The 21,934-nt window shown below is 66.2% G+C and carries 23 protein-coding genes; 10 read left to right on the top strand and 13 right to left on the bottom strand.

Features of this window, described 5'->3' with window-relative positions:
- Positions 1–5: 5 nt before the first annotated feature.
- From ACFSM0_RS00570 to ACFSM0_RS00555, 4 genes are all read left to right on the top strand, one after another.
- Positions 6–239, top strand: a complete 234-nt coding sequence (locus ACFSM0_RS00570; RefSeq protein WP_377385603.1) for a HypC/HybG/HupF family hydrogenase formation chaperone — start codon at positions 6–8, stop codon at positions 237–239.
- A gap of 192 nt (positions 240–431) precedes the next feature.
- Complete coding sequence (locus ACFSM0_RS00565; RefSeq protein WP_377385708.1) at positions 432–1,757, top strand: sensor histidine kinase; 1,326 nt, start codon at positions 432–434, stop codon at positions 1,755–1,757.
- The gene (locus ACFSM0_RS00560) at positions 1,754–2,752 is read left to right on the top strand and encodes an NADH-quinone oxidoreductase subunit B family protein (protein WP_377385600.1); all 999 of its coding nucleotides are present in this window, start codon (positions 1,754–1,756) and stop codon (positions 2,750–2,752) included. Before ACFSM0_RS00565 ends, ACFSM0_RS00560 begins: the two co-directional genes overlap by 4 nt.
- Positions 2,749–4,179 (top strand): nickel-dependent hydrogenase large subunit, encoded by a 1,431-nt coding sequence (locus ACFSM0_RS00555; RefSeq protein ID WP_377385597.1) that lies wholly within the window; start codon positions 2,749–2,751, stop codon positions 4,177–4,179. The genes ACFSM0_RS00560 and ACFSM0_RS00555 overlap by 4 nt, the downstream gene beginning before the upstream one ends.
- Before the next feature lie 69 nt (positions 4,180–4,248).
- Here ACFSM0_RS00555 and ACFSM0_RS00550 read toward each other — a convergent pair whose 3' ends face one another.
- The 3 genes from ACFSM0_RS00550 to kynU form a co-directional block, all read right to left on the bottom strand.
- The gene (locus tag ACFSM0_RS00550; RefSeq protein ID WP_377385594.1) at positions 4,249–4,656 is read right to left on the bottom strand and encodes a universal stress protein; all 408 of its coding nucleotides are present in this window, start codon (positions 4,654–4,656) and stop codon (positions 4,249–4,251) included.
- A 113-nt stretch (positions 4,657–4,769) separates the two neighbouring features.
- Positions 4,770–5,777: a GTP 3',8-cyclase MoaA gene (gene moaA / locus ACFSM0_RS00545; RefSeq protein WP_377385591.1), complete on the bottom strand. Its 1,008-nt coding sequence runs from the start codon at positions 5,775–5,777 to the stop codon at positions 4,770–4,772.
- Between the two features lie 48 nt (positions 5,778–5,825).
- Entirely contained in the window at positions 5,826–7,022 is a 1,197-nt protein-coding gene (kynU, locus tag ACFSM0_RS00540) for a kynureninase (RefSeq protein WP_377385588.1), read from the bottom strand.
- Between the two features lie 130 nt (positions 7,023–7,152).
- Between kynU and ACFSM0_RS00535 the strand changes: the two genes are divergently transcribed.
- From ACFSM0_RS00535 to ACFSM0_RS00525, 3 genes are all read left to right on the top strand, one after another.
- The gene (locus tag ACFSM0_RS00535; RefSeq protein ID WP_377385585.1) at positions 7,153–7,620 is read left to right on the top strand and encodes a methyltransferase family protein; all 468 of its coding nucleotides are present in this window, start codon (positions 7,153–7,155) and stop codon (positions 7,618–7,620) included.
- A 290-nt stretch (positions 7,621–7,910) separates the two neighbouring features.
- The gene (locus ACFSM0_RS00530; RefSeq protein WP_377385582.1) at positions 7,911–9,485 is read left to right on the top strand and encodes a Re/Si-specific NAD(P)(+) transhydrogenase subunit alpha; all 1,575 of its coding nucleotides are present in this window, start codon (positions 7,911–7,913) and stop codon (positions 9,483–9,485) included.
- Between the two features lie 15 nt (positions 9,486–9,500).
- Complete coding sequence (locus tag ACFSM0_RS00525; RefSeq protein ID WP_377385579.1) at positions 9,501–10,937, top strand: NAD(P)(+) transhydrogenase (Re/Si-specific) subunit beta; 1,437 nt, start codon at positions 9,501–9,503, stop codon at positions 10,935–10,937.
- Positions 10,938–11,337: 400 nt separating this feature from the next.
- On the opposite strand, the gene ACFSM0_RS00520 is transcribed toward ACFSM0_RS00525, so the two are convergent.
- The 7 genes from ACFSM0_RS00520 to ACFSM0_RS00490 form a co-directional block, all read right to left on the bottom strand.
- Positions 11,338–12,336 carry a hypothetical protein gene (locus ACFSM0_RS00520; RefSeq protein WP_377385576.1) on the bottom strand — a complete coding sequence of 333 codons (999 nt, stop codon included), beginning with the start codon at positions 12,334–12,336 and terminating at the stop codon, positions 11,338–11,340.
- Complete coding sequence (locus ACFSM0_RS00515) at positions 12,333–13,013, bottom strand: ABC transporter ATP-binding protein (protein ID WP_377385573.1); 681 nt, start codon at positions 13,011–13,013, stop codon at positions 12,333–12,335. The genes ACFSM0_RS00520 and ACFSM0_RS00515 overlap by 4 nt, the downstream gene beginning before the upstream one ends.
- The gene (locus tag ACFSM0_RS00510) at positions 13,010–14,146 is read right to left on the bottom strand and encodes an ABC transporter permease (RefSeq protein ID WP_377385570.1); all 1,137 of its coding nucleotides are present in this window, start codon (positions 14,144–14,146) and stop codon (positions 13,010–13,012) included. The genes ACFSM0_RS00515 and ACFSM0_RS00510 overlap by 4 nt, the downstream gene beginning before the upstream one ends.
- A complete protein-coding gene (locus tag ACFSM0_RS00505) occupies positions 14,143–14,490 on the bottom strand; it encodes a hypothetical protein (protein WP_377385567.1) in 348 nt (115 codons plus the stop codon). Before ACFSM0_RS00505 ends, ACFSM0_RS00510 begins: the two co-directional genes overlap by 4 nt.
- Entirely contained in the window at positions 14,487–15,014 is a 528-nt protein-coding gene (locus ACFSM0_RS00500) for a nitrous oxide reductase accessory protein NosL (protein WP_377385564.1), read from the bottom strand. Before ACFSM0_RS00500 ends, ACFSM0_RS00505 begins: the two co-directional genes overlap by 4 nt.
- A gap of 54 nt (positions 15,015–15,068) precedes the next feature.
- Positions 15,069–15,713 carry a nitrous oxide reductase accessory protein NosL gene (locus ACFSM0_RS00495; protein WP_377385561.1) on the bottom strand — a complete coding sequence of 215 codons (645 nt, stop codon included), beginning with the start codon at positions 15,711–15,713 and terminating at the stop codon, positions 15,069–15,071.
- Between the two features lie 129 nt (positions 15,714–15,842).
- Positions 15,843–16,280 carry a hypothetical protein gene (locus ACFSM0_RS00490; protein ID WP_377385558.1) on the bottom strand — a complete coding sequence of 146 codons (438 nt, stop codon included), beginning with the start codon at positions 16,278–16,280 and terminating at the stop codon, positions 15,843–15,845.
- Positions 16,281–16,464: 184 nt separating this feature from the next.
- On the opposite strand from ACFSM0_RS00490, the gene ACFSM0_RS00485 reads away from it, so the two are divergent.
- The gene (locus ACFSM0_RS00485; protein ID WP_377385555.1) at positions 16,465–17,358 is read left to right on the top strand and encodes a DMT family transporter; all 894 of its coding nucleotides are present in this window, start codon (positions 16,465–16,467) and stop codon (positions 17,356–17,358) included.
- Positions 17,359–17,390: 32 nt separating this feature from the next.
- On the opposite strand, the gene choV is transcribed toward ACFSM0_RS00485, so the two are convergent.
- From choV to ACFSM0_RS00470, 3 genes are all read right to left on the bottom strand, one after another.
- Positions 17,391–18,443: a choline ABC transporter ATP-binding protein gene (gene choV, locus ACFSM0_RS00480; protein ID WP_377385552.1), complete on the bottom strand. Its 1,053-nt coding sequence runs from the start codon at positions 18,441–18,443 to the stop codon at positions 17,391–17,393.
- The gene (choW, locus tag ACFSM0_RS00475) at positions 18,440–19,276 is read right to left on the bottom strand and encodes a choline ABC transporter permease subunit (protein WP_377385549.1); all 837 of its coding nucleotides are present in this window, start codon (positions 19,274–19,276) and stop codon (positions 18,440–18,442) included. Before choW ends, choV begins: the two co-directional genes overlap by 4 nt.
- Positions 19,277–19,358: 82 nt before the next feature.
- Positions 19,359–20,285, bottom strand: a complete 927-nt coding sequence (locus tag ACFSM0_RS00470; RefSeq protein WP_377385546.1) for a choline ABC transporter substrate-binding protein — start codon at positions 20,283–20,285, stop codon at positions 19,359–19,361.
- 117 nt (positions 20,286–20,402) lie between these two features.
- Between ACFSM0_RS00470 and betI the strand changes: the two genes are divergently transcribed.
- Positions 20,403–20,984, top strand: coding sequence for a choline-binding transcriptional repressor BetI (gene betI, locus ACFSM0_RS00465; protein ID WP_377385543.1), 582 nt, complete (start codon positions 20,403–20,405; stop codon positions 20,982–20,984).
- Positions 20,981–21,934 (top strand): aldehyde dehydrogenase family protein (locus ACFSM0_RS00460; RefSeq protein WP_377385540.1); only part of this gene is annotated, 954 nt, incomplete at its 3' end. The genes betI and ACFSM0_RS00460, both read left to right, overlap by 4 nt.

Genomic DNA, 21,934 nt, shown 5'->3' with positions numbered 1-21,934 from the left:
CGGCGATGTGTCTGGGCATTCCGGTGCAGATCGAGGCGATGCTTCCCGAGGGGCGCGCGCGGGTCACGCTTGAGGGCGTGGCACGGGCCGTTTCTCTGGCCATGATCGAGGCCGCAGCGCCCGGTGACTGGGTGATCGTGCATGCGGGCATCGCCTGGGAGCGTGTGCCCCCCGAAGAGGCCGCCGAGATCCGCGCCGCACTCGTTTCGGCGGGCGCGTTCGCACCGCCTCTCGCCTGAGCCCCTCCTTTGCCGCGCCCCCTTGCCTGAGCGGCACTCTGGGGTAGACTGGAGCCTGCGTGCCGGGCGGCTTTCCGGGCGCGCCCCCACCGACTGCCCGCCCAGAGCCCGGAGCCCCAAGCACAGATCATGACCGGCAAGGACAGCCTTTCCCGCCACGAGGCCGCCGCGTTCGACCCGGCCCGGCTTGGCATGCTCGCGCCCGAGACCGGGGATGCGGTCTGGGCCGATGTGCTCTCGGCGGTGGACCGCACCTGGGCCGAACTCGTCGATTACCAGGAGCGGCTGGAGCGGCAGAACCATGAGCTTGAGGGGCTGCGCTCCTTCCTGGGCTCCATCCTTGCCTCGGTCTCGGATGCGTTGATCGTGGCCACCCGCACCGGCGCGGTGCTTGAGACTTCCGCCTCGGTCGATGCGCTCACCGGGCGCGCCCCCGGCGGCTGGACCGGGGCTGCGCTCGTTGAGATGTTCGAGCCCGCCGCCGGGGGGCGGATCGAGCAAGCGATGGCGGAGGTCGCGGCGGGGCGCACGCCGATCACGCTTGAGGTGGCGCTGATTGGCCGCGACGGGCCCGCGCCGCTTGAGCTTTCAATTTCACCCCGGCGCGACGAGCGCGGCCGGATCGTGGGCTTCGTGCTCACCGGGCGCCCGCTCGGAGAGCTGCGGCAGGCCTATTCGCAGCTTGAGAGCAGCCATGCCGCGCTGATCGCCGCGCAAGCGCAGCTTGTGCGCAACGAAAAGCTTGCCTCGCTGGGCCGGCTGCTCGCGGGGGTGGCGCATGAACTCAACAACCCGATCTCGTTTGTCTACGCCAATGCCCATGCGCTGGAGCGTTATGCCGGCAAGTTCGAGACCTATTTTGCCGCCGTGCAGCAGGGCGCGAGCCGCGATGCGCTGATCTCCTTGCGGGAGGAACTCAAGCTCGACCGGGCCGTGACCAATCTGCGCACCGCGATCGAGGGCGCGCGCGATGGCGCCGAGCGGGTGCGCGACATCGTCGAGGATCTGCGCCGTCTTTCCGCCGAGGGCAGCGGGGAGATGGTGGATTTTGATCTTGTCGAGGTTGCCCATGTCGCGGCCGACTGGGTGCAGCGCGGCACCAAGACGCTGGCCGATATCGGCTTTTCCGGCGCGCCCGCGCTGATCGTGCGGGGGCGGCCCGGGCATATCCAGCAGGTGATGATGAACCTCGTGCAAAATGCGCTCGACGCGCTCGAAGATATGGGCGGCGCGCGGGTGATGATCGAGGCGCGCGTGGTGGCGGGGCGTGGCGAGCTTCGGGTGTGCGACAATGGCCCCGGTGTGCCCGAGGCGGTGGCGGCGACGATCTTTGACCCGTTCTTCACCACCAAGGCGGTCGGCAAGGGCACCGGGCTCGGCCTCTCGATCAGCCACAAGATCGTCGAGGAACATGGCGGACGACTGCGGCTGTTGCCGGAAAGCCCGCTGGGCGGCGCCTGTTTCGGCTTTGATCTGGCGCTGGGTGCGAGCGGCGCGGCGCCGGAGGGGCAGGCATGAACATTCTCTGGCTTCAGGCCTCCGGTTGCGGCGGCTGCACGATGTCGGCGCTATGCGCCGAAGACCCCGACTTTCTGGAAACGCTGGCAGGTGCCGGGCTCTCGTTTCTCTGGCATCCGGCGCTCAGCCTCGCGAGCGGGGCGGAGGTGCGCCGGCTGCTGGAGGCGATCGAGTGCGGCGAGACCGCGCTCGACATTCTGGCCATCGAGGGGGCGGTGGCGCGTGGCCCGCAGGGCACGGGCCGGTTCCAGATGCTCTCGGGCACCGGGCGTTCCATGCTTGAATGGGTGCAGGCGCTCGCGCCCCGTGCCGCGCATGTGGTGGCGGTGGGGAGCTGCGCGGCCTATGGCGGCGTGAGCTCGGCGGGGGGAAACCCCTCGGACGCGGTGGGGCTCGCCTATGAGGGCGCGCATCCGGGCGGGCTGCTCAGCGCCGCGTTCCGCGCCCGCGCAGGGCTGCCGGTGATCAATATCGCGGGCTGTCCGACCCATCCGGGCTGGGTGACGGAAACGCTGATGCTGCTCGCCGCCGGGCGATTGACCGCGGCAGATCTGGATGCGATGGGGCGGCCGCTTTTTTATGCGCAACATCTTGTGCATCACGGCTGCCCGAAGAATGAATATTACGAATACAAGGCCTCCGCCGTCATGCTGTCTGATCTGGGCTGCATGATGGAGCATCTGGGCTGCGTCGGCACGCAGGCGGTGGGGGATTGCAACATCCGCCCGTGGAATGGCGAGGGCTCCTGCACGCGGGCGGGCTATCCCTGCATCGCCTGCACCGCGCCCGAGTTCGAAGAGCCGCGCCACCCGTTCACCGAAACGCCGAAGGTCGCGGGCATTCCGGTGGGCCTTCCGGCTGACATGCCAAAAGCGTGGTTCATGGCGCTCGCGTCGCTCTCGAAGGCCGCCACCCCCGAGCGGATCGCCAAAAATGCGGTGGCGCCGCGCATCGAGGTCTTGCCCGCGATCCGCAAACCGAAGGAGCGCAGATGAGCGACGCGCCAAGGCTCGTGGTCGGGCCGTTCAACCGTGTCGAGGGCGATCTGGAGGTGCAGCTTGAGCTGGCCGGGGGGCAGGTGGCCTCCGCCCGGGTCAATGCGCCGCTCTACCGCGGCTTTGAGCGCATGCTGGAGGGGCGCGACCCGCGCGACGCGCTGACGCTGACACCGCGCATTTGCGGCATCTGCTCGATCTCGCAATCCGCCGCCGCCGCGCGCGCGCTCGCCGCCGCGGCCGGGGCGCGGCCAACGCCGCAAGGCGCGCAAATAGCGGCGTTGATCCATGCGATCGAGAATGTCTCGGACCATCTCTTTCACTTCAACCTGTTCTTCATGCCGGATTTCACCCGGCCTTGTTACTCTGGCCGACCGTGGTTTTTGCATGCCGTCGAGCGCTTTGCCGCGATGACCGGCGCGGCGGGGCGGGCCGCGGTCGAGGCGCGGGCGCGGCTGATGCATATTCTGGGCCTGATGGCCGGGAAGTGGCCGCATACGCTCGCAATCCAGCCCGGCGGCGTGACCCGCGCGCCGGGCCCGCGCGAAATGCTGCGCATCGAGACCGGGTTGCGCCAGTTCCGCCGCTATCTGGAGGCGGAACTTTTTGGCGGTCGGCTTGAGGATTTTGTCGCGCTCGCCACCCCCGAGGCGCTCTGCGGCTGGGGGCGGGGCGATGTGGGGCTGTTTTTCGAGATCGCCGCCGAGACCGGGCTGGCGGATCTGGGGCGTGGCTCGGGGCGCTATCTGAGCTTTGGCGCCTATCCGCTCGAGGAGGGGCACGGGTTTGCGCCGGGGCTGTGGCAGGGCGGGCAAGTGCGGCCCGTCGATCCGGGGGCGATTGTCGAGGATCTGAGCCACGCCTGGATGCTCGGCCCCGCGGCGCATCCCTATGAGGGCATCACCGAACCCGATCAGGCGATGCGCGCGCAAGCCTACAGCTGGTGCAAGGCACCACGTCTGGGCGGGGAGACGGTCGAGGTGGGGGCGCTCGCGCGGCAGGTGCTGGATGGTCATCCGCTGGCGCTGGCGCTCGCCGGCGGGGGCGTGCTCGCCCGCGTGGCCGCGCGGCTGCTGGAAATCGCGCGCACGCAAATTCTGATGGAGCGCTGGGCCGCGCACATCCGGCCCGAGGCAGAGTTCATGGCGCCGGTGGCCCTGCCCGCCGAAGGCCGGGGCGCCGGGCTTGTCGAGGCGGCGCGCGGCGCGCTCGGGCATTGGGTGCGGATCGAGGGGGGGCGGATCGCCGCGTATCAGATCATCGCGCCGACAACCTGGAACTTCTCGCCGCGCGATGCCGCGGGCACGCCGGGCCCGCTTGAGGCCGCACTTGTGGGGGCGCCGGTGGCTCCGGGCGAAGAGAGCCCGGTTGCGGTTCAGCATATCGTGCGCAGTTTCGACCCCTGCATGGTCTGCACCGTGCACTGACTGGGGGGGGCACTGACGGGGGGGCATCGGGGCCCGCGGGGACAGCGGTGCCGCCGCCCCCGCGCGCGTTTAGCGCAGCACCATCACCGAGCAGGGCGCATGGCGCACCACCCGCGCCGCGGTCGAGCCGATCAGATAATCGCCAAAATCCGGCCGATGCCCGGCGATCACCACGCAATCGGCGCCGATCTCGTCGATCAGGTCGAGGATTTCGTTGGCGGCATGGCCCTGGCGGATCACCCCCGCGCCATTCTCGAAACTGTTGGCGAGCTGGTCGAGCTGGGTTTGCAGCGTGTTGCGCAGCTCCAGATCATATCCTTCGGGCATGTAGGAGATTGCATAGCCGGGCACATCCGCCATCACATGCACAAGCGTCACCCGCGCGCCGGCACCGGCAAGCACCCGCGCGGCCTCAAGCGCGGCAGCGGGATCGTGGCTCTCATCGAAAGCCACGGGAACGATGATATTGGAATACATGACGAACTCCCCTCCTCTGGAGAACGGTTGCAAGATCAGTCTCGGCGTATCGCGGCACGGATGCATTGATGCAGGTCACGTGCTGCGCGGGGCGCGCTGTGGCGGGAGCAAAGTCATCCCCCGGTGCGGTTCATCGGCCGGGCCACGGCGCCTTCGGTTGCGGTCTCGGTATAAAGAAAATCATGGCCACGGGGCTTGGCACCGAGCCCCGCGCGGATTGCGGCGAGCAGGGGCGCATTGCCCTCGGAGGCGCGCAAAGCCTCGCGCAGCTCGACCTTGCCGATCTGGCCGAGGCAGGGGTAGAGCGTGCCGGTGGCGCTGACCCGCACCCGGTTGCAGCCCTCGCAGAAATTGTGGCTCAGCGGCGTGATCAGGCCGATCTTCTGCCCGGTTTCGCGCAGGCGCAAATAGCGCGCCGGGCCGCCCGTGGTCTCGGCAAGGTCATCGAGGGTGAAGCGGCTGGCCAGCCGCGCGCGCAGATCGGTGAGCGGCCAGAACTGCTCACGCCGGGCCTGTCCGGGCAGATCACCGAGCGGCATCACCTCGATGAAGCTCAGATCATGGCCCGCATCGCCCGCCCAGGCCACGAGATCAAAGAGCTCGTCTTCGTTGAAGCCCTTGAGCGCGACGGTGTTGATTTTCACCCTGAGCCCCGCCGCCTTGGCCGCGGCAATGCCCTCCAGCACCTTGGCGAGATCGCCGCGCCGGGTGATTTCGGCAAAGCGGGCGGGATCGAGGCTGTCGAGCGAAACATTGATCCGCCGCACCCCGTGCTCTGCAAGGGCCGCGGCATGGCGGGCAAGTTGCGAGCCGTTGGTGGTGAGGGTGAGCTCGTCCAGCGCCCCGCTTGCAAGATGGCGCGAGAGCGCGCGCACGAGGCTCATCATGTTGCGCCGCATCAAGGGCTCGCCCCCGGTCAGGCGCAGCTTGCGCACGCCAAGGCCGATGAAGGCGGTGGCGAGCCGGTCGAGTTCCTCCAGCGAGAGCACATCGCGGCGCGGCAGGAAGGTGGTGTCTTCCGACATGCAATAGGCGCAACGGAAGTCGCAGCGGTCGGTCACGGACAGCCGCAAGTAAGTGATCGGGCGCGCGAAAGCGTCGGTGAGGGCAGGGCTCGTCATTGCGCAAGGGTAGTGTGGCAGGGGGCACTCGGCAAGCGGTGGATGCGCTCAAGTGACGCGGGCGCGGGCATGGAATTCGGGCCGGTCCCAGCGGCCGGTTTTGAGAATATCGGCAAGGACCCCGGCGGCACGGTCGACCTCATCGGCGCCGAGGTAGAGCGGGGTGAAGCCGAAACGCAAAATGTCGGGCGCGCGGAAATCGCCGATCACGCCCTCGGCAATCAGCGCCTGCATGATCGCATAGCCCTGCGGATGGGCGAAGCTGGCCTGAGAGCCGCGCTGCGCGGGATCGCGCGGGGTCACGAGCCGCAGATCCGGGCAGCGCGCGTCCACGGCGGCAATGAACCGGTCTGCGAGCCGCAGCGATTGTGCCCGGACATCGGCCATATCGACGCCCTCCCAGACATCGAGCGCGGCCTCAAGCGCGGCGAGTTGCAACACCGGGGGCGTGCCAACGCGCATCCGTTGTGTGCCGGGCGCGGGCCGGTAGTCCTGCAAAAAGGCAAAGGGCGCCTCATGGCCGAGCCAGCCACAGAGCGCAGGCTTTGCCGTTTCGGCATGGCGGGGGGCGACATAGATGAACGCGGGCGCCCCCGGCCCGGCATTGAGGTATTTATAGGTGCAGCCCGCCGCAAAATCTGCGCCCGCGCCGGCAAGGTCGACCGGCAGCGCGCCCGCGGAATGCGCCAGATCCCAGACCGTGAGCGCGCCCGCGGCATGGGCCTTTGCGGTCAGGGCGGCCATGTCGTGCTTGCGGCCGGTGCGGTAATCGACCTCGGTGAGCAGTGTCACCGCCACGCTCTCGTTGATCGCGCCCTCGACCTCTTCGGGGGCGACGATGCGCAGCTCATGCCCGGCGGCCAGAAGCTCGGCAAGGCCTTGGGCGATATAAAGATCGGTGGGAAAGTTGCCGCTGTCGGTCAGGATCACGCGGCGCTCGGGCCGTGCTTGCAGCGCCGCCGAGACCGCCTGAAACACCTTGATCGAAAGCGTGTCCCCCAAGCTTACCGTGCCGGGCTCGGCGCCGATGAGCCGGCCCACCCGGTCCCCCAGCCGCTCGGGCAGCCCCATCCAGCCTGCCTTGTTCCAGGCGGTGATCAGCAGTGCGCCCCATTCCTCGGTCAGCGCGCGGTTGACACGCTCCGGCACCGCCCGGGGCAGGGGCCCGAGCGAGTTGCCGTCAAGATAGATCACCCCCTCGGGGAGGTCGAACAGCGCGCGGGTGGCGGAGAAATCTGTGCTCATCTGGGGGTCCTTTCGCGGTGAGCCTGCCTGCGGGCGGGCGCGGACGCAAGAGGGGCTGCGCGCACATGCCCCGTCTGCCGGGGCTTGAACGCGCGCGCGCAAGGCCCAAGATGGGGCGGGGGAGACCGGGATGAAACTGGCAACGACACTCAGGACTGCGCTCAAGGAGCTTGAGCTTCCGCCGATGTGGCTGGCCGTGTTTGCGGCCCTTGGCTGGGCGGTGGGACGGCTGATCCCGCTGCCGATCCCTTATGCCGATGTCGCCGGCTGGGGGCTCGTGGCGCTGGGGCTCGTCATCTCGGGGCTTGCCGCGGGCCAGATGGTGCTTGCCCGCACCACCTTCATTCCGCGCCGCCAGCCCGCGAGGCTTGTCACCTCCGGCATCTTCGCGCTGTCGCGCAACCCGATTTATCTGGCCGATGTGCTCATCCTTTCGGGGCTTTTGCTGATCTGGGACGCGCTCTTTGCCGCGCCGCTGGTGCCGCTTTTCATGCTCTGGATCACGCATCGCTATATCAAGGGCGAGGAGGCGTGGATCGCCGCGGCCCATGGTGCGGAGTATGCGCAATATTGCGCCCGGACCCGGCGCTGGCTGTAACAGATGCCGCGGCGCAGAAAAATCGTCGCAGCCCGGTTTTTGAGCAGCCCGGGGCAGGCCCTTGCCCTATTGACAAGCAAGGAGGCAAACCCTTGAAACATTTTGCGAAATGGGAGCGGTAACATGGTATGCCGCGGTATGCCGCGTTGCGGCCCGCAGCGCCTGCCAGATTTCGAACTGTTTCCCTCGATCATTCGCTTGTGAAACTTTCTTACGCGGTGTTAAGAGGCTGTCGCCACGTTTTGTCCCCCGGCTGAAATCGTCCGGGTGAGCCAATGGGAGAATGAAAAGTGAAAATCGGCGCTCCGAAGGAGATTTTCGAGGGGGAAGCGCGCGTCGCACTGACCCCCGACTCTGCGCTCCAGCTGCAAAAGCTCGGACATGAATGCTACGTCGAGGCCGGGGCCGGTCATGCGGCGGGGTTTGCGGACAGTGCCTATGAGGCCGCGGGCGTGACCGTGGTGAAAGGGGCTGCAGCGCTCTTCGAGGCGGTTGATTTCGTCGTCAAGGTGCGCCCGCCCGTCGATGCCGAGATGGCGCGCCTCAAACCCGGCAAAACGCTGATTTCGTTCTTCTATCCGGGCCAGAACAAGGAGCTTCTGGAGGCCGCGAAGGCGACCGGCGCCAATGTCATCGCGATGGATATGGTGCCGCGGATCTCGCGCGCGCAAAAGATGGATGCGCTGTCGTCGATGGCGAACATCTCCGGCTACCGTGCGGTGATCGAGGCGGGCAACAACTTTGGCCGGTTCTTCACCGGGCAAGTGACCGCCGCGGGCAAGGTGCCGCCGGCAAAGGTGCTTGTGGTGGGCGCGGGCGTGGCCGGCCTCGCCGCGATCGGCGCCTCGACCGCGCTCGGTGCGATCACCTATGCCTTTGACGTGCGCCCCGAAGTGGCCGAGCAGATCGAATCGATGGGCGCTGAATTCGTCTATCTCGATTTCGAGGAAACGCAGCAGGACGGCGCCGCGACGGGGGGCTATGCCGCCCCCTCGAGCCCCGAGTTCCGCGAAGCGCAACTGAAGAAATTCCGCGAACTTGCGCCCGAGATGGATATCGTCATCACCACGGCGCTGATCCCCGGCCGCGACGCGCCGATCCTCTGGACCAAGGATATGGTCGAGGCGATGAAGCGCGGCTCGGTGATCGTTGACCTTGCCGCCGAGCGTGGCGGCAACTGCGAGCTGACCAAAAAGGACGAGAAGGTCGTTACCGAAAACGGCGTGACCGTGATTGGCTACACCGATTTCCCGTCCCGGATGGCGCAGCAATCGAGCCAGCTTTACGCGACCAACATCCGTCACATGATGACCGACCTGACGCCGGGCAAAGACGGCGTGGTCGTGCACAACATGGAAGACGATGTGATCCGCGGCGCAACGGTTGCCTATCAGGGCGAGATCACCTTCCCGCCGCCGCCGCCGAAAGTGGCCGCGATCGCCGCGCAAAAGCCGAAAGAAAAGCCCAAAGCGCTGACGCCTGAGGAAATTCGCGCCGCGGAGACGGCCGCCTTCCGCAAGCAGACCCGCGATCAGCTGATCATGCTCGGCGCGGGCGGGGCCTTCCTCCTGGGCATCGGCCTTGTCGCGCCGGCGAGCTTCATGGCGCACTTCATCGTTTTTGCGCTCTCGTGCTTTGTCGGCTTCCAGGTGATCTGGAACGTCTCGCATTCGCTGCACACGCCCTTGATGGCCGTCACCAACGCGATCTCCTCGATCATCATTCTGGGCGCGCTGATGCAGGTGGGCTCGACCAACTATCTGGTGGTGCTGCTTTCGGCCGTCTCGGTCTTCCTTGCGGGCATCAACATCTTCGGCGGTTTCATGGTCACCCGGCGCATGCTGGCGATGTTCCAGAAGTCGTAAGCGGAGGGGAACATAATGGATTTCGGTTTCACCACGGCCGCTTACGTTGTTGCGGCAGTTCTTTTCATCCTCTCGCTGGGCGGGCTCTCGGGCCAGGAAAGCGCCAAGCGGGCGGTCTGGTACGGCATTGTCGGGATGGCGCTTGCCGTAGCGGCAACGCTGGTCGGCCCCGGTCAGGGCTACTGGCTGCTGTCGATCATCCTGCTCGGCTGGGGCGGCTTTTATGGCGTCAAGGTCGCCAAGAAGGTGCAGATGACCGAGATGCCGCAACTCGTTGCGGCGATGCACTCGCTCGTTGGCCTGGCCGCCGTGCTTGTGGGCTATAACGCCTATATCGAGTCGGTCACCGTGCCGGAAATGAACGAGGCGGCGAAGGCGCTGCTGCGCGGCTTTGGCGCGGTTGTGGCGCATAAAACGCCGACCGAGCTCACTATCCTGCATGTCGAGCTGTTCCTCGGCGTGTTCATCGGGGCCGTGACCTTCACCGGTTCGATCATCGCCTTCGGCAAGCTCGCGGGCAAGGTCGACAGCAAGGCCAAGAAGCTTCCGGGCGGCCATATTCTCAACGCCGTTGCCGCGCTTGGCTCGGTGGCGATGCTCGTGCTCTTCATGCTCGGCTATGGCACCTGGCCGCTCATCGTGATGACGCTTCTGGCGCTTTTCATCGGCTATCACCTGATCATGGGCATCGGCGGCGCCGACATGCCGGTGGTCGTCTCGATGCTCAACTCTTATTCGGGCTGGGCCGCGGCGGCGATCGGCTTCTCGCTTGGCAACGACCTTCTGATCGTGACCGGCGCGCTGGTGGGCTCCTCGGGCGCGATCCTGAGCTACATCATGTGCAAGGCGATGAACCGCTCGTTTGTCTCGGTGATCCTCGGTGGCTTCGGCAACACCGCAGGCCCCGCGCAAGCGGTGGAGGGCGAGATGGTGGCGATTGACGCGCAGGGCGTGGCCGATGCGCTCAACGAGGCCGAGAGCATCATCATCATCCCGGGCTACGGCATGGCGGTGGCGCAGGCGCAGATGGCGGTGAGCGAACTCACCACGCTGCTGCGCTCGCGCGGCAAATCGGTCCGCTTCGCCATTCACCCGGTGGCGGGGCGCTTGCCGGGGCACATGAACGTGCTGCTCGCCGAGGCGAAAGTGCCTTATGACATCGTGCTTGAGATGGACGAGATCAACGAGGACTTCCCCGAAACCGACGTGGCGATCGTGATTGGCTCGAACGACATCGTGAACCCGGCGGCGCAAGACGATCCGAACTCGCCGATCGCTGGCATGCCGGTTCTGGAAGTGTGGAAGGCGAAGCAGGTCTTCGTTTCCAAACGCGGTCAGGGCACGGGCTATTCGGGCATCGAGAACCCGCTTTTCTACAAGGAAAATACGCGGATGTTCTACGGTGACGCGAAGAAGTCGATCGAGGAACTGCTGCATCTGATCCGGCGCTGAGCCTGATCCCACGGTTTTGGAAAGCCCCGCCCCTGGCGGGGCTTTTTCTTTCGCCTCGGCAAGGCCGAGGCGACCCGCGCGGGGGGCAAAGCCCCCCGCGCCCCCCTGATGCCCTTTGTCGTGCGTGATGATTGCAGGAGGCTGTTTCGCCCTGCTGGCGCAGAGCGACCCGCCGGGGGCTCCGCCCCCGGACCCCCGGGATATTTGGACAAAGTCGAAGGAGGGGCATCTTGGGGCGGTTCGCACGAACGGGGCAGAAGCCTCGGCACCGCCGCAGCAGGGGCGCCTGCGCTTGGAAGCTGCTCAAATGTCGCCTTCGACTTTGTCCAAATATCCTGGGGGGGTCCGGGGGGCAAAGCCCCCCGGCGGGTCGGCTCGGCTCTGCCGAGGCGAAAGACTCTCAGCCGAAGAGGATCAGATGCGAGCGGGCGATCACCAGAAGCGTCACCGCGCCATAGGTGGCAAAGCCTGCCATCGCCCAAAGCGTGAACCGGCGCGCGACCGGCGGCAGGGCCGTTTCAAGGCTTGCACGGCGCTGGAACGGGGCGGTGGCGCCAAGCCCGAGCGCCAGCGCCGTTGCGCCGAACAGCGGCACATAGAAGGCGTAGCCGATATAGAAATACTCCCGCTGCAGAATGCAGAACGGGCAGTGATGGTTGGGGTTCTCATAGACATAGAGCGAAATCACCGAAACCATCGCCGTCAGCGCCACCGCAAAGAACACCGCCCCCGCGAGCGCGAAGAGAGCATGGCCGCGCCCGGTCCTGACGGCATAGGCGCCGAGCCCCAACACGACCAGCTCCGCCAGTGCCAAGGCCCAGAGCGAGAGCCCCGGGCCGAGGCCCGCCATCTCGTTGCTGATCCCTTCATTCGCCGGGGTGAAGAGCTTCGAGCAGCAGGAGGTGATCACATCGGTGCGCAGGTTGAGAAAATAGGCGAGTTCCAGCCCCCCCGCGAGGATCACGAGCGGCGCGATCCCAAGGATGAGGGCATATTTCACGCGGGTGAGCGGATAGTCGCGCCCGAGCCGGTCCACATGATCGACGATCAGCCAGACCGCAGCGGCGAAGAACACGGCAATCTTGGCATAAAGCGCGGGGAAGCCGTAGCCATTCACATTGAGCGTGCCGACCGCGCACATCGCCCCCACGAACAGCGCCGCCATCCGGTCTGCGTTGAACACAAACAGAAACAGCGCCACCGCCTCAACCAGCATCACCATCGCAAAGAGCGTCGAGACAAGTTCTGTGCGCCGTTCCATCTCAAGCTGCGCGCGGTTTCCCGAGGTCAGATCCCAGTGCCGCACCAGCCGTTGCCCGAACCAGGCCGCGCCCAGCGCCACCAGAAGCGCGAGAAAAGAGACGAGCAGCAGGGTCAGGATCGGGGTGCGGAAGATCACGAGCGCACCTCGACCACCTGCCCGTCGCGCATCTCGACCACCGCGGTTACGGGGGCTGCTGCGATGATGCGCGGGTCATGGCTTGTCAGCAGGACCGTTTTGCCCTGATCGCGCAGCGCGGCGACGATATCGAGAAAGCGGTGCGTGAGCGCGGTATCGAGGTTTGCCGTTGGCTCATCGGCGATCAGCACCGGCGCATCGTTCACGAGCGCGCGGGCGATGGCGGCGCGCTGCGTTTCGCCGCCCGAGAGCACTTCGACGGGCATCAAGGCCTTCGGGCCGAGCCCCAGAGCCTCAAGCCGGGCCAGCGCGCGGGCTTGCACGGCGCGCGGGTCTTCGCCCAGGGGGGCGGCGGGCAGCATCACGTTGTCGAGGACCGTCAGACCGCGGATCAGGTTGAAGCGCTGGAACACGAAGCCGAAGTGTCGCCGCCGCAGATCGGTCAAAAACCGCTCGGGCAGGCCGGAGACCGGCGCACCATCGAGGGTGATGCGCCCGGTGCTGGGGCGCGCCATGCAGCCCACAAGGCTCAAAAGCGTGGTCTTGCCCGAGCCCGAGGGCCCCATGAACACCGTGACCCCGCCCCGGGCGATGGTCAGGGTGACGGCATGGAGTGCCGTGACCGCATTCGGGCGGCCCTCGTTATAAATTTTTGAGACATCAGAGAGGGTTATCATCGCATCACCGCATCAGGGTCGGCACTTGCCGCGCGCCAGACCGGCACCACGGTTGCTGCCGCATAGGGCAGCGTGGTGAGCAGCAAAAGCACCACAAGCTCGGAAAGATCCACCCCGGGGGCGAGCCGGAACGCGGGGTAGATCACGGCCCAGCCTTTCAGAACCGGCGCAAAGAGCGGCGCACCAGCCCAGAAAACATGGGCGTAAGCCGCGGTTGTGCCAAGGAGAAACGCGCCAAGCGAGACAAAGCCGCCTTCCCAGAGCTTCATTGCGATCACATCGCGCGTATCCCAGCCGATCGCCTTCAATATGCCAATCTCGCGCGCTTCCTCGGCGGAGAGGCCCGAGGCTTTGTCGGCGGCAAAAATCGCGAAGGCGAGCATGGCAACCGCGGCAAGGGCCACCATCATCCCCTCGCGCCAGTCAAAGAGCTTCATATAGGTGCGGGCAATGTCGTCACGGGTGACGAAGCGGGCATCGGGCATCGCGCGGCTGGCCTTCTCGACCACGGTGGCGCGTTCGCGCGGGTTGCGCACGCTGGCGGCAAGGTCGGTGAACATGCCCTCGGGCACCGAGAAAAAGGCGCGGAAATCCGCCGCGTTCATCAAGAGCAGATCGGCGGTCAGCAGGGCGGAGTCGCTTTCAAAGGTTTGCGCCACGTCGAAGCGGTTCAAATCCCCCTGCTTGCGGGAGAGAAAGAGCGGCGCGCCCTGCCATTCAAGCCCGCGCGCCCGCGCGATGCCCTCGCCAATGATCACCTGCCCGGGGGGAGGCATCTGGCCCGCGTCGGGCACCATCACGGTGTAATTCGCGCCGCTGACCCGGTCATAATAATAACCCCAAAGCCGGCCGCGCACATCGCGCACGCCGCGGATGCTGGCGAGATCGTCGATCAGATCGGCAGAAATCATCGCCTGACGGCCCAGCGAAAGCTGCTGCACAATCAGATCCGGCGCGCCCTCAAGCGCGGCATCCGCCTCTTGCCGCAGGGCCGAGGCGAAGAACATCGCCGAGGCCAGCAAAAACACCACAAGCGAGAACACCGCGACGAGGGCAAGGTTCTTGACCTTGCGGCGGGAAAGCGCGGCGATGGTGTAATCAGCGAGCGCGCGCTGACGGCGCAGCGCGTTCATCGTGCGACCTCCGCTTCCGAAAAGCCGAGCCTTGCCGCGCCCCATGGCCCCGCTGGGGGCACGAAACTGCCGGAGGGGAAATGTTCGAAACTGCCGGGCGCATCTTGAAAGGCGGCGGCATGATCGGCAAGCGCGGGGTGGCGGGTGTAGCGCGCCTCGGTGAAAAGCGCGAGATCGCTCAGGCCGAGATCGGCCACGATCTGGCGCTCGCGCGCGAGGCGTTGGCGCTCTTGCGGGGCATGCCAAAGCGCATCGGCGGCCTCGGCCATGCCAAGCACCATGAGCAGGCCCAGTGCCCCGAACACCGGCGTGGCGGGGCGGCGATATCGGGGCAGGGCGGTCACTCGAAGCGGCCCTCATCAAGCGCGAAGGGCAGCTCGGGCGAGACCTCGGCAAAGCTCACGAGCCGCTTGCCCTTGTGGTCGCGCATGAAATCCTCGGCATCGGCCGGGCTCGCGAGCGGCACGAACTCATGGCCCATCGGCCCGAGCACATCCGAGCCCACCGCATAGAGTGCGGCGCCGGCATCAATCATCGCGACGTTGTAGTAATCGCTCACTCCCATGCCGGTGATCTGCGCGCGGCTGCGACCGCGGGCGTATTTGCCGGGGTCATGCAGGAATTTGAAGAAATCCTTCGGCCCGTCGAAATGCACCGCTGTGCTGTCGGAGAACTGGATCGTCGCGATCCAGTCCGGGTAGCGCGCGACGAACATGCCGCAGACCGGGCAAGTGTCGCGGGGGCCGGGCGGTGGCAGTGTGATTTTTGCCGCCTCGGCAGAGGCAAGGCCGGGCGCGAGCGGCAGCGCCGCCGCGCCGAGCAGCAGCGCGAGCGCGCTCCGCCGGGATTGCTGCGAGATGTTGCACATGGTCAACTCCAGGTCAGGCCGCGCGGTGAGACGCGGCCAAAATGTTGCAAAAGGTCAATTGCCGGCGGGCATCGGCATGCCCATTTGCTTGCGTTTTTCCCCACGGCGGGCGCGAATGGCGAGCGTATCCTTGGCCATATCGAGATAGGCGAGGGTCAGCGCCTCGTCAAAACCTGCGGTCTTGGCGCCCGCGGCGCTGGCGGCGGCCTCGGCCTTGGCCGCATCGGCATAGGCCCATTTTGACACGGCTGTCATCGTGCCGGGTTTGCCCGGGTCGATCACATAGGTCATCGCGCCCGTTTCGGCGAGCGGCTTCACCTCGCCCTCGGCCCCGGCATCGCCCGCATAGATCGCCTTTGGCCCGGCATCCATGTTGAGCGCGAGCGAAATCGCCGCGCAGTGAAGCGAGCAGGTGGCATCGACCGTGTCATTGGCATAGACGATGAGGTGACGGGTGTGGGAATACATCTGGCGCATCATGCCGCAATAGGGGCAGCGCGGATATTTTTCGAATTCATCGGTGAGCGGGTCGGGATCGACCTTCAAAAACCGCGTCAGCCCGTTCTCGTCGGTCCATTGCATCGGGCTTACGGGCTTTTCCGCGGGCGCCATCGCCATTTCGGCGCGCGCGGCGGTGCCTGCCAGCCCCGCGAATGCGGCGCCGGTGGTGGTGGTGATCAGAAAATTGCGACGGTTCATGGAAATCTCCGGTCATTGGCGTGGGGCAAGCGCCTGAAGGCGGCCCCGGATCATGGCGCGAACACGGCAAGACACCCGACCGGCGCCGGAGGTGCGGGACGCTGCCCCTCCGGCCCGGACGCGGGGGCGTCAGGCCTGCGGCGGCGCGCGGATCTGGCCAGAACGGGACAGCGGGGCGATGAAGCCAAAGGGGGCAAACAGCGCGGGCGCGAGCGCGGCAATCAGCGTCACAATCGGCGCGAGGGCAAGGCTCGCGACCGGCGTATCAAAGCTGCACACGCCCGCCGAGGCGCAGACGGCGCAATCGCTGTGCCCTGTGGGGGCGGGCGCGCCGGGTTGGGCGACGATGCGGCCCGAGGCGGGGTCATAAAGCGCAACGCCCTCGCCCGTGCAAATTTGCAAAAAGCCGAGCCGGGCGCCGGGGTGGGCCGCGCCCATCTCATGCACGGCCGCCGCCCCCAGATGCTCTGCAAAAAACAGCACCTGCACCAGCATCGCAAGGAGCGCCAGCGCGCGCGGCAGCGCGTGGCGAAGCGGTCGGGCTGGAAGAGGGGCGGTGAGCGACATGGGCCTGCGTGCGATGGGTTGCCGCAGCCTCGCCGCAGATGGTTCAAAAAGCAACACTCTTCCTGCGCCGCGGGGCCAGTGGCTGCGACAATCTTGCGCGCGCGGCGGAGCCGGCCTGCCGATGTTGCCCTTGGCGCAATCGCGCGCTTGCCAATGGCGGCCTCTGCCCGCACAACGGGCCATCATGACCCGTGCCCCCTCTTTCGTTCCGAGCCAGGACCGCCCGCTCGCAGGCATCGCCTGGATGCTTGCCACCACGCTGAGCTTCACCGCGGTGAATGTGAGCGTGCATTATCTGGGCGCGGGCCTTCCCGCGACCCAGACCTCTTTTGTGCGCTTCCTCTGGGGCTGGCTTTTCGTTGCCCCGGCGCTTTGGCAGCTTGTGCGGTTGCGCTTCACGCCAAAGGTCTGGGCGCTCTTTGGGCTGCGCGGGCTGTTGCATGCGGCGGGCGTGATCTTGTGGTTCTACGCCATGGTGCGAATCTCGATCGCCGATGTGACGGCGATCGGCTATCTCAACCCGATTGTCGTCTCGATCGGCGCGGCACTGCTGTTGGGCGAGGCCTTCGCGTGGCGCCGGGGCGTGGCGATTGCGGTGGCGCTTCTTGGGGCGCTGGTGATCTTGCGGCCGGGCCTGCGCGAGATCTCTTCGGGCCATATCGCCCAGCTGGGCGCGGCGCTCTTTTTCGGGCTCTCCTATCTGGTGATGAAGCGCCTCTCCGTGATCGCGCCCGCCGCTGTCGTGGTGGCCATGATGACGGTGGTGGTGACCTTCTGCCTTGCGCCGCTCGCGCTTTGGCAATGGCAGCCGATGACGCTTTCGGAAAACCTGATGCTCGGCGCCACGGCGCTTTTCGCCACGCTCGGCCATTACTGCATGACCCGCGCCTTTGCCTGCGCGCCGGTCACCGTGACCCAGCCGGTGGTGTTCTTGCAGCTTGTCTGGGCCTCGCTGGCGGGGCTCTTGCTGTTTGGCGAGGCCGTCGACCCCTTCGTCTTTCTTGGCGGTGGGATGATCGTTGGCGCGGTGAGTTACATCACGTGGCGCGAAGCGCAGGCCCGCCGCCGCCGCAGTTGAAAGGCCCCTCAGAGAGGGGCCTTTGGGGCGTGTCAGCGCAGCCCGTCGCTGCCACGCGGGTCGATCAGCCGCGCAATCACCCCCTCGCGGGTGACGCGGCGCCCGCCCGTGAGCGCCACGGCAGGCACGTCGCGCAGGAGCGCCATCACCTCTTTCACCGGCAGATCGGGCGAGAAGGGCGTGCCCTCCGCGCTGCCCGGCTCGGAGACATCTGCCGCGGTCAGCACACCCAGCGGGTTCATATGCGCCACGAAATCCTCGACATAATCATCGACCGGATTGGCGATGATGTCGCGCGCCGTGCCCATTTGCACAATCCGCCCGCCCTCCATCAGCGCGATCCGGTTGCCGATCTTGAAAGCCTCATCAAGGTCATGGGACACAAAGACGATGGTGCGTTTGAGCGCGGATTGCAGTTCGAGCAGCTCGTCTTGCAGCTTGGCGCGAATGAGCGGGTCAAGCGCCGAGAAGGGCTCGTCCATCAAAAGGATCGGCGCCTCGGTGGCAAAGGCGCGCGCAAGGCCCACGCGCTGCTGCATGCCGCCTGAAAGCTCGCCCACCTTGCGATCTGCCCAGTCCTCAAGATGAACCAGTTGCAGCTGCGCATCCACCCGGTCACGCCGCTCCGCCTTTGACATGCCGCCAAGTTCAAGCCCGAGGCCGACATTTTCGCGCACCGTGCGCCAGGGCAGCAGGCCGAACTGCTGGAACACCATGGCCACGCGAGAGAGGCGAATGCGGCGCAGGGTTTGCGGATCGGCATGGGTGACATCCACAAGCCCGTTGCCGTCACAGACCTCCACCTTGCCGCGGCAGACCGGGTTGAGCCCGTTCACCGCGCGCAAAAGCGTTGATTTGCCCGAGCCCGAGAGCCCCATCAGCACAAGGATTTCGCCCTCGGCCACCTCGAGCGAGCAATTGTGCACGCCAAGCACCTGGCCCGTCGTCTCCTGAATCTCGCTCCGGCTGCGGCCCTGATCCATCAGGGGCAGCGCGCGCCCCGGCTGGTCGCCGAACACGATCGAGACATTGTCGAACCGCACCGCAACGCCCGCGGTCTCCTTCGGGGTCATGATCCGGGTCATTTCTTGCCTCCCAGACGCAGCATCCGGTCAAGGATGATGGCAACGACGACGATGATCATCCCCGCCTCGAAGCCGAGCGCGGTATTGACCGAGTTGAGCGCGCGCACCACCGGCACACCGAGCCCGTTGGCGCCGACAAGCGCCGCGATCACCACCATCGAAAGCGAGAGCATGATGGTCTGGTTCATCCCCGCCATGATCTGCGGCAGGGCATAGGGAAGCTCCACTTTCCACAGCACCTGCCGCGGCGTGGCGCCAAAGGCGCGGGCGGCCTCAAGCAGCGCCTGCGGCGTGGAGGACACGCCCAGATGCGTGAGCCGGATCGGCGCGGGCAGCACGAAGATTACCGTGGCGATCAGGCCGGGCACCATGCCGATGCCAAAAAACACGATGGCCGGAATGAGATAAACGAAGGTCGGCAGGGTCTGCATGAGGTCCAGAACCGGCTGCATCGCCATGTAAAGGCGGGGCCGATGCGCCGCGGCAATGCCGATCGGCACCCCCACCACCATGCACACGACGCAGGCCGAAAGCACCAGCGTCAGGCTTTCCGTGGTGGGTTTCCAGTAGCCCTGGTTGAGGATGTAGAGAAAGCCGACGAAGACGAGCACGACCATCTTCCAGCTGCGCTGCGTGGCCCATGTGATGGCGCAGAAGATCGCGATGATCACCAGCGGCGGTGGTGTCTGCATCAGCCACAAGATGCCGTCGATCAGCGCCTGCATCAGTGCCGAAAGCATGTCGAAGAAGCCCGAGGCATTCTCCTTGAACCAGTCGAAGACGAATTTCGCCGTCTTGCCGACCGGGATTTTCTGGGCCGTAAGCCACTCCATCTACATCTGTCCCCTGAAAGTGCGCCCGATATCGGGCCATCATCGCCCCCCGCGACCGAGCGGGCGGGGGGCGGAATGGTGCTTATTTCAGCGCTTCGGACACCGCGGCCAGCGCGTCGCCACCGTCCTTGGTGGTCACGCCCTCAAGCCAGGGCGCGAGCACCTCGGGATGCGCCGAGAGCCAGGCCTTTGCGGCCACTTTCGGCTCCTCGCCGTCATCGAGGATCTTGCCCATGATCTCGTTTTCCATCGCAAGCGAGAACTCAAGGTTTTCGAGCAGTTTGCCGGTATTCGGGCATTCGGCCACATAGCCTTTGCGCACGTTGGTCATCACTTCCGCGCCGCCAAAGTTCGGGCCGAAGAAATCGTCCCCGCCCGCAAGATAGGTGAGATCGAAATTGGCGTTCATCGGATGCGGTTCCCAGCCAAGGAACACCACCGGCTCGTTTGACTTGTCGGCGCGCGCGACCTGCGCGAGCATGCCTTGCTCGGAGCTTTCGACCACTTCGAAGCCCTCAAGCCCGAAGGCATTTGCCGTGATCATGTCCATGATCAGCCGGTTGCCGTCATTGCCCGGCTCGATGCCGTAGATCTGCCCGTTGAGCGCATCCTTGTGCGCGGCGATATCGGCGAAATCCTTGATCCCGAGCGCGGCGCCCGCGGCATTGGTGGCGAGCGTGTATTTGGCGCCCGTCAGGTTCACCCGCACCGTTTCCACCGAGCCCTCGTCGCGGTAGGGCGCAAGATCGGCCTCCATCGTCGGCATCCAGTTGCCGAGGAACACATCGACATCGCCACCCGCAAGCGCGGTATAGGTCACCGGCACCGAGAGCACTTTCACATCGGTCTCGTAGCCAAGCGCTTCGAGCACGACCGAGGTGGCGGCGGTGGTCGCGGTAATGTCGGTCCAGCCGACATCCGAGAACACAACCTTGGTGCAATCGGCGCTGGCGGGAAGGGCGAGCGAAAGTGTCGCAGCCCCGGCAAGAAGGAACGAACGAAGGGTCATTTTGGTCTCCCGTTGGTTGCCCGGTTTGATGGTCAGGCTTTTTGTTGATTGACGAGTCAATAAACTTGCCTGTAGCTCCAGAAAGCAAGACCTTTTTGTCGCAGGGACGTAAAAGCCATGCCGAAGCTTGGAGCAGAGCCTATTCGACGGGCGGCCTTGGTGAAAGCCACGATCGAGACCGTGGGCGAGGCCGGGTCGCTTGAAGTGACCGTCGCGCAGATCGCGCGGCGCGCAGGCATGTCTTCTGCGCTCGCGCATCATTATTTCGGCTCGAAGGAGCAGATTTTTCTTGCCGCGATGCGCGCGATTCTGACCCTCTACGGGGCAGAAGTGCGCGGCGCTCTGGCGACGGCACAGGACCCCGAGTCGCGGCTTCGGGCGATTGTGGCGGCCTCTTTCGCGGCGGGCAGCTTTCGGCGCGAGACGATTTCGGCCTGGCTGAACTTTTACGTGCTCGCGCAGACGAATGCAGAGGCGCACCGGCTCTTGCGGGTCTACCAGCGGCGGCTGCGCTCCAATCTGCGCCACGATCTGCGCGTGCTGGTGGGCGCGCGGGCCGAGGCGGTGGCCCGGGGTCTCGGTGCCATGATCGACGGCGTCTATATCCGTGCTGCCCTTGCCGATGGCGCGCCGGATCGCCGATATGCACTTGATATCGTGACAGAATATCTCGACCGTGAACTGGAGGGAACGCCATGAAGGCTCAACCGCAAGCAAGCCATTTTGTGGATGGCAAATGGCTCGAAGACGCCGCTGGCGCCGAGATCGAGGTGATTTATCCCGGCACGGGCGAGGTGATCGCGCGGCTCCATGAGGCGACGCCCGCGGTGATCGACGCGGCGCTTGCCTCTGCCACGCGGGCGCAAAAAACATGGGCGGCGATGAAGCCTGTCGCGCGCGCGCGAATCCTGCGCCGCGCGGTGGATCTCATTCATGCGCGCGCGGCGGATCTGGCGCAGCTCGAAACCCTCGACACCGGCAAGCCGATTCAGGAGACCGAAGTGGCCGACTGGCCCTCGGGCGCCGATGCGCTTGAATATTTCGCCGGGCTCGCGCCCACGCTGACAGGCGAGACCATCCCGCTGGGGGGCGATTTTGCCTATACGATTCGCGAGCCGCTCGGCGTGTGCGTGGGCATCGGCGCGTGGAACTATCCAAGCCAGATCGCCTGCTGGAAGGCCGCGCCCGCGCTTTCAACCGGCAATGCGATGGTGTTCAAACCCTCCGAGATCACGCCGCTTGGCGCGTTGCAACTGGCCGCGATCTTCATCGAGGCGGGGATGCCGCCCGGCGTTTTCAACGTGGTGCAGGGGCGCGGGGCCGCGGGCGCGGCGCTCTCGACCGACCCGCGGGTGGCGAAGGTTTCGCTCACCGGTTCGGTGCCGACGGGCGCGAAGGTCTATGCCGCCGCGGGGGCGGGGATGAAGCATGTGACGATGGAGCTTGGCGGCAAGTCGCCGCTGATCGTCTTTGACGATGCCGATCTGGAAAGCGCAATCGGCGCGGCGATGCTCGGCAATTTCTACTCCTCGGGGCAGATCTGCTCGAACGGCACCCGCGTGTTCGTGCAAAAGGGGATCAAGGAGCGGTTTCTTTCACGCCTCGCGGCGCGCACGGCGGCCATCGTGGCGGGCGACCCGCTCGACCCG

Origin of the sequence: Rhodobacter lacus (assembly GCF_042683065.1) — a bacterium.
In the GTDB taxonomy this organism is placed as follows: domain Bacteria; phylum Pseudomonadota; class Alphaproteobacteria; order Rhodobacterales; family Rhodobacteraceae; genus Rhodobacter; species Rhodobacter lacus.
Note: the sequence above shows the minus strand (reverse complement) of the source record. Positions and strands in the feature narration are given on the sequence as shown.

Coding starts and splice junctions, on each gene's coding strand:
- ACFSM0_RS00570 (WP_377385603.1), top strand. CDS start 6: ATGTGTCTGGGCATTCCGGTGCAGATCGAGGCGATGCTTCCCGAGGGG.
- ACFSM0_RS00565 (WP_377385708.1), top strand. CDS start 432: ATGCTCGCGCCCGAGACCGGGGATGCGGTCTGGGCCGATGTGCTCTCG.
- ACFSM0_RS00560 (WP_377385600.1), top strand. CDS start 1,754: ATGAACATTCTCTGGCTTCAGGCCTCCGGTTGCGGCGGCTGCACGATG.
- ACFSM0_RS00555 (WP_377385597.1), top strand. CDS start 2,749: ATGAGCGACGCGCCAAGGCTCGTGGTCGGGCCGTTCAACCGTGTCGAG.
- ACFSM0_RS00550 (WP_377385594.1), bottom strand. CDS start 4,656: ATGTATTCCAATATCATCGTTCCCGTGGCTTTCGATGAGAGCCACGAT.
- moaA (WP_377385591.1), bottom strand. CDS start 5,777: ATGACGAGCCCTGCCCTCACCGACGCTTTCGCGCGCCCGATCACTTAC.
- kynU (WP_377385588.1), bottom strand. CDS start 7,022: ATGAGCACAGATTTCTCCGCCACCCGCGCGCTGTTCGACCTCCCCGAG.
- ACFSM0_RS00535 (WP_377385585.1), top strand. CDS start 7,153: ATGAAACTGGCAACGACACTCAGGACTGCGCTCAAGGAGCTTGAGCTT.
- ACFSM0_RS00525 (WP_377385579.1), top strand. CDS start 9,501: ATGGATTTCGGTTTCACCACGGCCGCTTACGTTGTTGCGGCAGTTCTT.
- ACFSM0_RS00515 (WP_377385573.1), bottom strand. CDS start 13,013: ATGATAACCCTCTCTGATGTCTCAAAAATTTATAACGAGGGCCGCCCG.
- ACFSM0_RS00510 (WP_377385570.1), bottom strand. CDS start 14,146: ATGAACGCGCTGCGCCGTCAGCGCGCGCTCGCTGATTACACCATCGCC.
- ACFSM0_RS00500 (WP_377385564.1), bottom strand. CDS start 15,014: ATGTGCAACATCTCGCAGCAATCCCGGCGGAGCGCGCTCGCGCTGCTG.
- ACFSM0_RS00495 (WP_377385561.1), bottom strand. CDS start 15,713: ATGAACCGTCGCAATTTTCTGATCACCACCACCACCGGCGCCGCATTC.
- ACFSM0_RS00490 (WP_377385558.1), bottom strand. CDS start 16,280: ATGTCGCTCACCGCCCCTCTTCCAGCCCGACCGCTTCGCCACGCGCTG.
- ACFSM0_RS00485 (WP_377385555.1), top strand. CDS start 16,465: ATGACCCGTGCCCCCTCTTTCGTTCCGAGCCAGGACCGCCCGCTCGCA.
- choV (WP_377385552.1), bottom strand. CDS start 18,443: ATGACCCGGATCATGACCCCGAAGGAGACCGCGGGCGTTGCGGTGCGG.
- choW (WP_377385549.1), bottom strand. CDS start 19,276: ATGGAGTGGCTTACGGCCCAGAAAATCCCGGTCGGCAAGACGGCGAAA.
- ACFSM0_RS00470 (WP_377385546.1), bottom strand. CDS start 20,285: ATGACCCTTCGTTCGTTCCTTCTTGCCGGGGCTGCGACACTTTCGCTC.
- betI (WP_377385543.1), top strand. CDS start 20,403: ATGCCGAAGCTTGGAGCAGAGCCTATTCGACGGGCGGCCTTGGTGAAA.